Genomic DNA, 7,438 nt, shown 5'->3' with positions numbered 1-7,438 from the left:
CGGCGCGTCTGCGCGAGCTTTTGCTGGGCCGCCAGCAGGTCGCGCTGCGCGTCCAGCACCTCCAGGTAGGGCGAGGCGCCATGGTCGTAGCGCAGCTGCGCCAGGCGGGCGCGCTCGCTCTGCGCCGCCACGGTGGCGCGCAGCACGTCGACCTGCTCGGCCAGCCAGTAACGGGCGGACAATGCGTCGGACACGTCCTTGAAGGCGGTCTGTATGGTTTGTTCGTAGGCGGCCACGGCCTGGTCGCGGCGCGCTTCGGTCAGGTCCAGGTTGGCCGAACGGCGGCCGGCGTCGAAGATCGGCAGGCTGATGCTGGGCGCGAAATTCCAGGCGCGGCTGCCGCCCGAGAACAGGCCGTCCAGCTCGCTGCTGGCGGTGCCGAAGGCGCCGGTCAGGGTGATGGTGGGCAGGAACGCGGCGCGGGCCGCGCCGATGTTGGCGTTGGCGGCCTTGAGCTGATGCTCGGCGGCGGCGATGTCGGGGCGGTTGACCAGCAGGTCCGAGGGCAGGCCGGCCGGCAGTTCGCGCATGACGGAATCATCGTCCAGGCGCGTGGGCAACCTGGGCAGGTTCAGGGGTGCGCCCACCAGCAGTTCCAGCGCATTGGCTTGGGCGGCGCGGGTCTGTTCCAGGTCCGCGCCCAGCGCCTTGGCCTGCTGCCACAGCGTTTCGACCTGGGTCAGGTCCAGCTTGGAAATCGCGCCTTCCTCGAAACGGCGGCGGAAGATGCGCAGCGACTCTTCGCGCGAGGCGATGGTCGCGCGCGTCAGCGCCAGGCGTTCGTCCAGTTCGCGCAGGGACAGGTAGCTGTCCGCCACTTCCGCGATCAGGCTCAGCGTGGCGGCCCGCGCGGCGGCGTCGGAGGCCAGGTAGTTCTGCAGCGCGGCGTCCTTCAGGCTGCGCACGCGGCCCCAGAAGTCCAGCTCCCAGCTGGCCATGCCCAGGCCCACCTGATACTGGCTGGAAACCTGCGGCTGCCCAGTCAGGTTCAGGTCGCCGGGCACGCGGGCGCGGGAGCCGTCCGCCTGCACGCCGACGGTGGGAAACTGGTCGGCGCGCTGGATGCCATACAGGGCGCGGGCTTCTTCCACGCGCAGCAGGGCGCGGCGCAGGTCGCGGTTGTTGTCCAGGGCGGTGGATATCAGCGTCTGCAGCGCCGGATCGGGGAAGTAGGTGCGCCAGCCGATCTCGGCGGCCGCGGCGGCGCTCGCTGCTGTCGCTTCGGAACCCGGGGCCGTATAGGCGGCGGGCACGGGCAGGGCGGGGCGGCTGTAGTCGGGCGCCATGGAAACGCAGCCGCTGGCCAGCAGCGTCAGCAGGGCTGCGGGAACGAAGCGCGCGGCGATCGTGGCCGGAAACGGGCGGCGTGTCATGCGGGGTCTCTCCAGCGCGGGGGCCGGGTGCGTCCCTGGGCAGGCAGGCTTGTGGCGCCGCCTTCGGGGCGGACCCGATACCGGGTTCATGCTTGTGGGTATTGTGCAGTGCGGCGGCTGCGCATTCCTTGATCAAGATCAAAGTAGCGACTGACTGGTCGGTTTTTAATGAATTGCACATGCACAGGGAGCAGAGGAATGGTCATGCAGCGCCGTCGTCTTCCTCCGGCCGTGCGGGTCGGGCAGATCCTCGACGCCGCGCTCCAGGAGTTCTCGCAGGCGGGTTATGCCGGCGCCAGGATGGATGACATCGCGCTGCGGGCAGGGCTGTCCAAGGGCGGCCTCTATGCCCATTTCGACAGCAAGGAAGCCGTCTTCGAGGCTTTGCTGGCGCGTCACCTCAGCCCCTCGCGGCTCGACGTCGCCGCGGTGGTGGACGGCGCCGAGTCGCCGCGCCATCTGGCCGAACGCATCGTCAATCATCTCTACGTCAGCCTGAGCAATCCGGCCATGATCAGCACCATGCGGCTGCTGCTGGCCGAAAGCGGCCGCGTGCCGCATTTGGCCGCGCGCTGGCGGCAGGAGACTGCGGAGGCTCACCAGACCGACATCGCGCGGCTGCTGGAACGCGCGCGGGCCCGTGGCCTATGCGCGGATTGCGTGGCGCTCAAACATCCCTGGCTGCTGTTGTCGCCCATCGTGCACACCCTGGTCATGTCGGCGCTGATGGGGCCGGGCGAGCGCATCGACCTGCCCGAGCGGCGCCAGGCGCATGTGGCCATGATCTGCGAACTGCTGCGGCAGGGATCCGCATGATGGGCGGGCGCGGAGTTTCTTGACGCTGCGTCCCGCTTGGTGTCCTATCCAGACTGGTCGCGCGGCGGCCATGCACGACCTACGCGGCGAGGTGACATGGCGACATCGGGAGTGACAAGCGACACCCCATCCTGGCGTTATCTGCCGGTGGCTCTGGCATTGATCCTTCCCATCCTGGCCTGCGTCGGCTGGACCTGGCTGCTGGCCCACAATGCGCAGCGGCTCGAAGGCGAGACCGCCGCGCGCATCGTGCGCGCCCAGGCCGAGAGCATCCTCGCGCAGTCCCAGGACATGCTGGGGCGGGTGACGGAGCTTGCGGGCAAGCCCTGCGCCGAGGTGTTGCCCGTGCTGCAGCGATGGGGCACGTTGAACCCGTACTTCCGTTCCCTGGTCCTGGTCCGGGACAAGCGCGTGTATTGCTCGTCGGCCGTGGGCGAGGTGGATGCATCGCTCGACGATTTCAGCAAGTGGAAGGTCGACGTGTCGGCGCCGCAGTGGCAGACGTCCGTGGCCGGCACGCCGCTGGCGCCTGACCGTCCAGCCATCCTGTTGGGCAAGTCCGGCGCGGACGGCGCCAGCAGCGGCATCGTGGTGGTGGACGGCCGCTATGCGCAGGACCTGGTGAATGCGGTGGCAACCATGGACGACCTGCAGCTGGAACTGGTCGTCGGCAGGCATGGCGCGCCGATCCGCAGCGATTCATGGGGCGGCGCGGCGGCACGCGCGGTGCCGCTACGCGAGGAAGACGCGCGCGAGGACAGCGTGGCCGGCCTGAGAGTCAGCGTGCTGGCCCCGCCCGAAACCCTGGTGCGCGCATGGTCGCGCTCGATGGCGACATATCTGCCGGTGGCGCTGCTGCTGGGACTGGGCCTGGCGCTGGGCGTGCACCGCCTGCAGGCAAGCAGGCGATCGTTCAAGGAGCAGTTGCGGCGTGCCATGCGGGCCAACGAGTTCCAAGTGCATTACCAGCCCGTCTATGGCCAGGCCACGGGCCGCTGCGAGGGCGTGGAGGCGCTGATGCGCTGGGAGCGTCCGGGCATCGGGCCGGTACGCCCGGACGTCTTCATTGCCGAAGCCGAAGCCCAGGGCATGATCATTCCCCTGACCCAGCACTTGCTCATGTTGATCGAACGCGACATGGCCACATGGCCCACGCCGCCGGATTTCCACATCGGCGTGAACATCGCGGCCGAGCACCTCTCCAGCGCGGTACTGCTGCCGGACGTCCAGGCTTTTGTGGCCAAGGTCGCGGCGCGGCATCCGCTGGTGGTGCTGGAGATCACCGAACGCAGCCTGATCGCGGACAACGGCCAGGCCCGGCGCAACATCGACGCCTTGCGCGCCCAGGGCGTGCGCGTCGCGATCGACGACTTCGGCACCGGGCACTGTTCGCTGTCGTATCTGCAGAAGTTTCCGGTGGACTATCTGAAAGTCGACCAGGGTTTTGTGCAGGCCATCGGGCCCGCGGGCGAGGAGGCGCCGGTGCTGGACGCCATCATCACGCTGGCGCATCGCCTGGGGCTGTCGGTGGTGGCCGAGGGCGTGGAAGCGCCATATCAATTCGACTACCTGAAGGCGCGCGGCGTGGCGTTCATCCAGGGTTATCTGTTCGCCCGGCCCATGCCGTCGACCGAGTTCGTGCGCTGGTACGCCGGGCACGAACAGCCCGGCGCCGCCTAGCCCTCAGGCGGATTTTCCGTTCGGGGTGGCCTTGGCGAAGAACAGGTCGGTGATGCTCTGGCTGTCCATGGGTTCGCCATTGATGGCGCGGGTCAGCAGTTCGGCGCCCAGCAGTTGCACGGAGAACACCAGGTCGGGATTCACCCGGCGGATCTTCTCCAGGTGCTTGCTGGTGTTGACGAGCGCCACCGTCTTGGCGCCGTTCTCCCCGCATGCTTCCTTCGTGGCCAGCACGATGAAAGCGTTCTCGGCATCGTCGTCGCGCAGCGCCAGCACGTAGCGGGCACGCGTCACGCCCGCGTTGTGCAGCACTTCCACGCTGGAAGGATCGCCTTCGATCAGGTCCGTGGCCGCCGGATATTCCTGCGGCACGCCGGCAGGCACGATGACGGTGACTTCGTCGCCGCGGCGCCGCAGGCCGTCATAGACGCTCATGGCGATGGGCGTCGCGCCCGCGATGATGATGTGATTTTTGCGCATGGCGGTAGAGAACCTGCCTTTGACCAGCCGTTTCAGATTGCCGCCGATCACCGGCCCGGCGATCGCGCTGATGGACGTGGCGAAGATGGTGATGCCCAGGATGATAATCGACGCGGTGAACAGCCGCGCGGTGCCGCTGTGCGGCGTGATGTCGCCATAGCCCACCGTGGACATGGACACGATGGAGAAGTAGAGCGCGGTGGTGGCGTCCGTGATGGGCGGATTGAATTCGTTGCCCAGGTAGAGCGTGCCGAAGACTGCGTAGATCAGCAGCGACAGCATGCTGACCAGGGCGAACAGCGAGCCCGCCGTGACGCTGGCGCGGTCGAAGCGGCGCCAGTAGGCGACCAGCGCGATGACGAGCACCAGCGTGTAGATCCCCAGGCCCGCGCGGCCGCCGTCTCCCATGATGGCGAAGGTGCCGACGCCGATCAGCAGCACCAGCGAGAACGCCCAGGCGATGCGGGCCTTGAGGATCAGCCCCAGCGCAATGACCTGCAGCCCCACCCCCAGCACCAGGCGCGGTATTTCCAGCAGGCCGACCACGCGCATGACCTCGTGCCAGTTGTCGATGGCGAGCCAGAACCCGTATTCGCGCGCGCGCACCTCGCGCAGCACGGGATGCATGAAGGCATAGCCGTCCAGCGCCACCAGGATGGCCAGACACCAGTTGGGCGGAAACAGCGCCAACAGCTTGCGCAGGCGGTGCTTGAGGGGAACGGGCAGTATGGGCATGGGGTGTGGCGGGAGCGGGTCCAAGTCCTTTGCCGGCATTGTAGGGGGCATGCCGCCCTATACCAGATATGTATGGAAGGCTATCAACAAAGAATTACTGGAAACCAGCCCGAGGTCCTAAACTGCCTCCATCACGCGGCTATCCGGAAGGAACGCCGCTGATAAGGGCGGGACGTGCGCTGTTGTAGCAGGCGGACGAATCGTCTGGCGTTGATCACGTTGCAGCCTGTGCAGGGACTAGAGACCCGGCACGGACTCACGGTCGGACCGTACGTGAGCAGTATGAGGCACGAATGTTGGAATCGCGTGATCCAGGTAGTAGGCATCAGTGCCGGCTGATGACTCCAGGTTCACGTGTTGTTTTAGCGCGGCGTCTTAACCTTTCGAGGCAGCGCCGCGTTTTTTTCGTCCAGGCCCCTTGCGGGCAGGGCATCAAGTAGACGCGTTCGCGTCAGCCGTTTCGCGGCGCCAGTCGTCCTGGGCGTCCAGCCGACTCTCTTCCCCCGCCACCCGAAAATCCAGGTCCAGCGTGATGTCCGCTGCGAACATGTAACCCCAGCCATGCACGGCGCGGATCGGCAGCGTCATCTGGTTGGCCGTCGCCTTGCGCCGCAAGCGGCTGATCATGACGTCGACGAAGCGGCGCCGCGTGATGCCGCTGTCGGCCTCGTCCGCGCCGTCCGCGTAGAAGGCGTCGCGGCTGACCTTGCGGTCAGGGGCGTTCACCAGCCGCGACAGGAAGTCGCGCTCGCCGGTGGTCAGGCCCAGGGTCCGGCCCGCTGGGCTGATCAGGGTCCAGCCCTTGTTCGCCAGGCGCCACGTCTCGGGCATGGGCTCATCCGGGCCGTGTCCGTCGGACGCGGTATCCGCACCGTCCAGGCCGACAGCGCGGCGCACCAGCGCCTGCAGCGCCGCCGCCAGTTCCAGGCCGGATACGTCTGGCGGCAGGCAGGCGTCCGCGCCGCAGAGCAGCGTGCGGATGCGGCTTTCGGCGTCGGCGAAGGTGGCGATGGCGACGATGCCCAGGCCGCGGTCCACCGCGCGTAGCCGGACAGCGGCATTGTGGATATCGGGCAGCGGCGCCTTCAGCACCACCAGCGGGCTGGGGCGGCGCGAGTATCTGTCGTAGACGTCGGCCAAGCCGTGGCAGCGGCGGACGTTGAAACCAAGGTGCGAAAGGGCTTCGATGAGTCCGGCATGCCTGGCATCGTCGTGGCCCAGAAAGATGACATCCAGCGTGTTGTTCATTGATGCTTCCAATGAGGAAACGGGACATGGCTGCGGTGCCTGATGCCTAGGCGTGGCGCTGCGAGTCATGCCGGTCTCCCTGTGCTGCGCGCCGAGGCGCGAGAGCGCCGGGCGGTGTTGTTCGGATGGGCGCGAGGCCGGGGGTTTTACCCCTGGTTTCGTGCTTTCGCCGATGGCCGCCCATGCTTCGATGCTGCTTGGAAGTCACGCCCGTGTTTCATTTAAACACGGGCGTGTTTTTTTGTGAAGATACGTTTCTGTAGTTTCTGACAGTAACAGAAAGCGAGGGGCGGACGCTATGGAAACGCTTGAAATACTGTTTGTTTTGAGATTTCTGCCGTCGCCGCATTATGTATCGCCGATACATTATTTTCGATTTTGAATACTCGGAAAGCCATAAACTTGCGCAGGTTTTTTGGAGGCGCCGCGCCGGGTAGGCGATGGCCGCCGCCGCCAGGCCTATCCGTTGCGGGTTCTACAAGCCAATGATAGATATGCTTTTTTTGTTGGCGCATCGGTGCGCTGCCTGGCTCTTGGCGCGCGTCGGACATGCGGGCGGACAGCGGGCTGGCGTGATTTACGGATTAGCCCCGCAATTGGGGTGCAATCCGTTTATTTGGCGCCAGCGTCGAGATGTTTTAATCAAATAAATAAATTCTTATTAATGTCTCGGGTTGATCGAGTGGACACGTTTAGCCATCGTCTGCGCAACGCAAGAATGCTTCAGGGATGGACTCAAAAGGACTTGGCGGTCGCGAGCAGCCTGTCGCAAAGTGCCATCGGCAACTACGAAAGCGGGCAGCGCCGGCGGCCGTCGAGCGATGCCCTCATCAAGCTGACGCGCGCGCTGTGCGTCCATCCCACGTGGCTCAGCACCGGCGAAGGGCCGATGTCGGATCCGGATGCCGGCGCCAGCCAGGCGGACGCGGAGCGCGTGGCGCTGCCCGCCTGGCCGTTCGAAACCATCTCCTATGCCACCTATGCGCGCCTGAGCTCCCAGGAAAAGCGGCAGATCGAACAGGTGCTGGCCGCCTACATTAAGGCACGCGGCGAATAGACCCGAGGGGTTGTTGCGCGGGCGCGCTGGCGGGGCGCAGCCGCGTGCC

The 7,438-nt window shown here is 66.4% G+C and carries 7 protein-coding genes; 3 read left to right on the top strand and 4 right to left on the bottom strand.

The features are described from left to right. Window positions 1-1,373: efflux transporter outer membrane subunit (locus VIR09_RS05925; RefSeq protein ID WP_332012031.1), on the bottom strand; the 1,373-nt coding region annotated here is incomplete at its 3' end. Between the two features lie 198 nt (window positions 1,374-1,571). Here VIR09_RS05925 and VIR09_RS05920 point away from each other — a divergent pair. Beyond that, window positions 1,572-2,189 carry a TetR/AcrR family transcriptional regulator gene (locus tag VIR09_RS05920; RefSeq protein ID WP_332012030.1) on the top strand — a complete coding sequence of 206 codons (618 nt, stop codon included), beginning with the start codon at window positions 1,572-1,574 and terminating at the stop codon, window positions 2,187-2,189. Window positions 2,190-2,285: 96 nt separating this feature from the next. Next, window positions 2,286-3,869 (top strand): EAL domain-containing protein, encoded by a 1,584-nt coding sequence (locus VIR09_RS05915; RefSeq protein ID WP_332012029.1) that lies wholly within the window; start codon window positions 2,286-2,288, stop codon window positions 3,867-3,869. 3 nt (window positions 3,870-3,872) lie between these two features. Here VIR09_RS05915 and kch read toward each other — a convergent pair whose 3' ends face one another. The 3 genes from kch to VIR09_RS05900 form a co-directional block, all read right to left on the bottom strand. Further along, on the bottom strand, window positions 3,873-5,084 hold the full coding sequence (gene kch / locus VIR09_RS05910; RefSeq protein WP_332012028.1) for a voltage-gated potassium channel protein: 1,212 nt from the start codon (window positions 5,082-5,084) through the stop codon (window positions 3,873-3,875). A 432-nt stretch (window positions 5,085-5,516) separates the two neighbouring features. After that, window positions 5,517-6,332, bottom strand: a complete 816-nt coding sequence (locus VIR09_RS05905; protein ID WP_332012027.1) for a winged helix-turn-helix domain-containing protein — start codon at window positions 6,330-6,332, stop codon at window positions 5,517-5,519. Window positions 6,333-6,628: 296 nt separating this feature from the next. Beyond that, window positions 6,629-6,883, bottom strand: coding sequence for a hypothetical protein (locus VIR09_RS05900; RefSeq protein WP_332012026.1), 255 nt, complete (start codon window positions 6,881-6,883; stop codon window positions 6,629-6,631). Window positions 6,884-6,996: 113 nt separating this feature from the next. On the opposite strand from VIR09_RS05900, the gene VIR09_RS05895 reads away from it, so the two are divergent. Further along, window positions 6,997-7,389: a helix-turn-helix transcriptional regulator gene (locus tag VIR09_RS05895; protein ID WP_332012025.1), complete on the top strand. Its 393-nt coding sequence runs from the start codon at window positions 6,997-6,999 to the stop codon at window positions 7,387-7,389. Window positions 7,390-7,438: the final 49 nt, after the last annotated feature.

Origin of the sequence: Achromobacter sp. (genome assembly GCF_036567245.1) — a bacterium.
Taxonomy (GTDB): Bacteria; Pseudomonadota; Gammaproteobacteria; order Burkholderiales; family Burkholderiaceae_B; genus Achromobacter.
The sequence above is the reverse complement of the archived record's forward strand: the minus strand, read 5'-3'. Positions and strand labels throughout refer to the sequence as shown.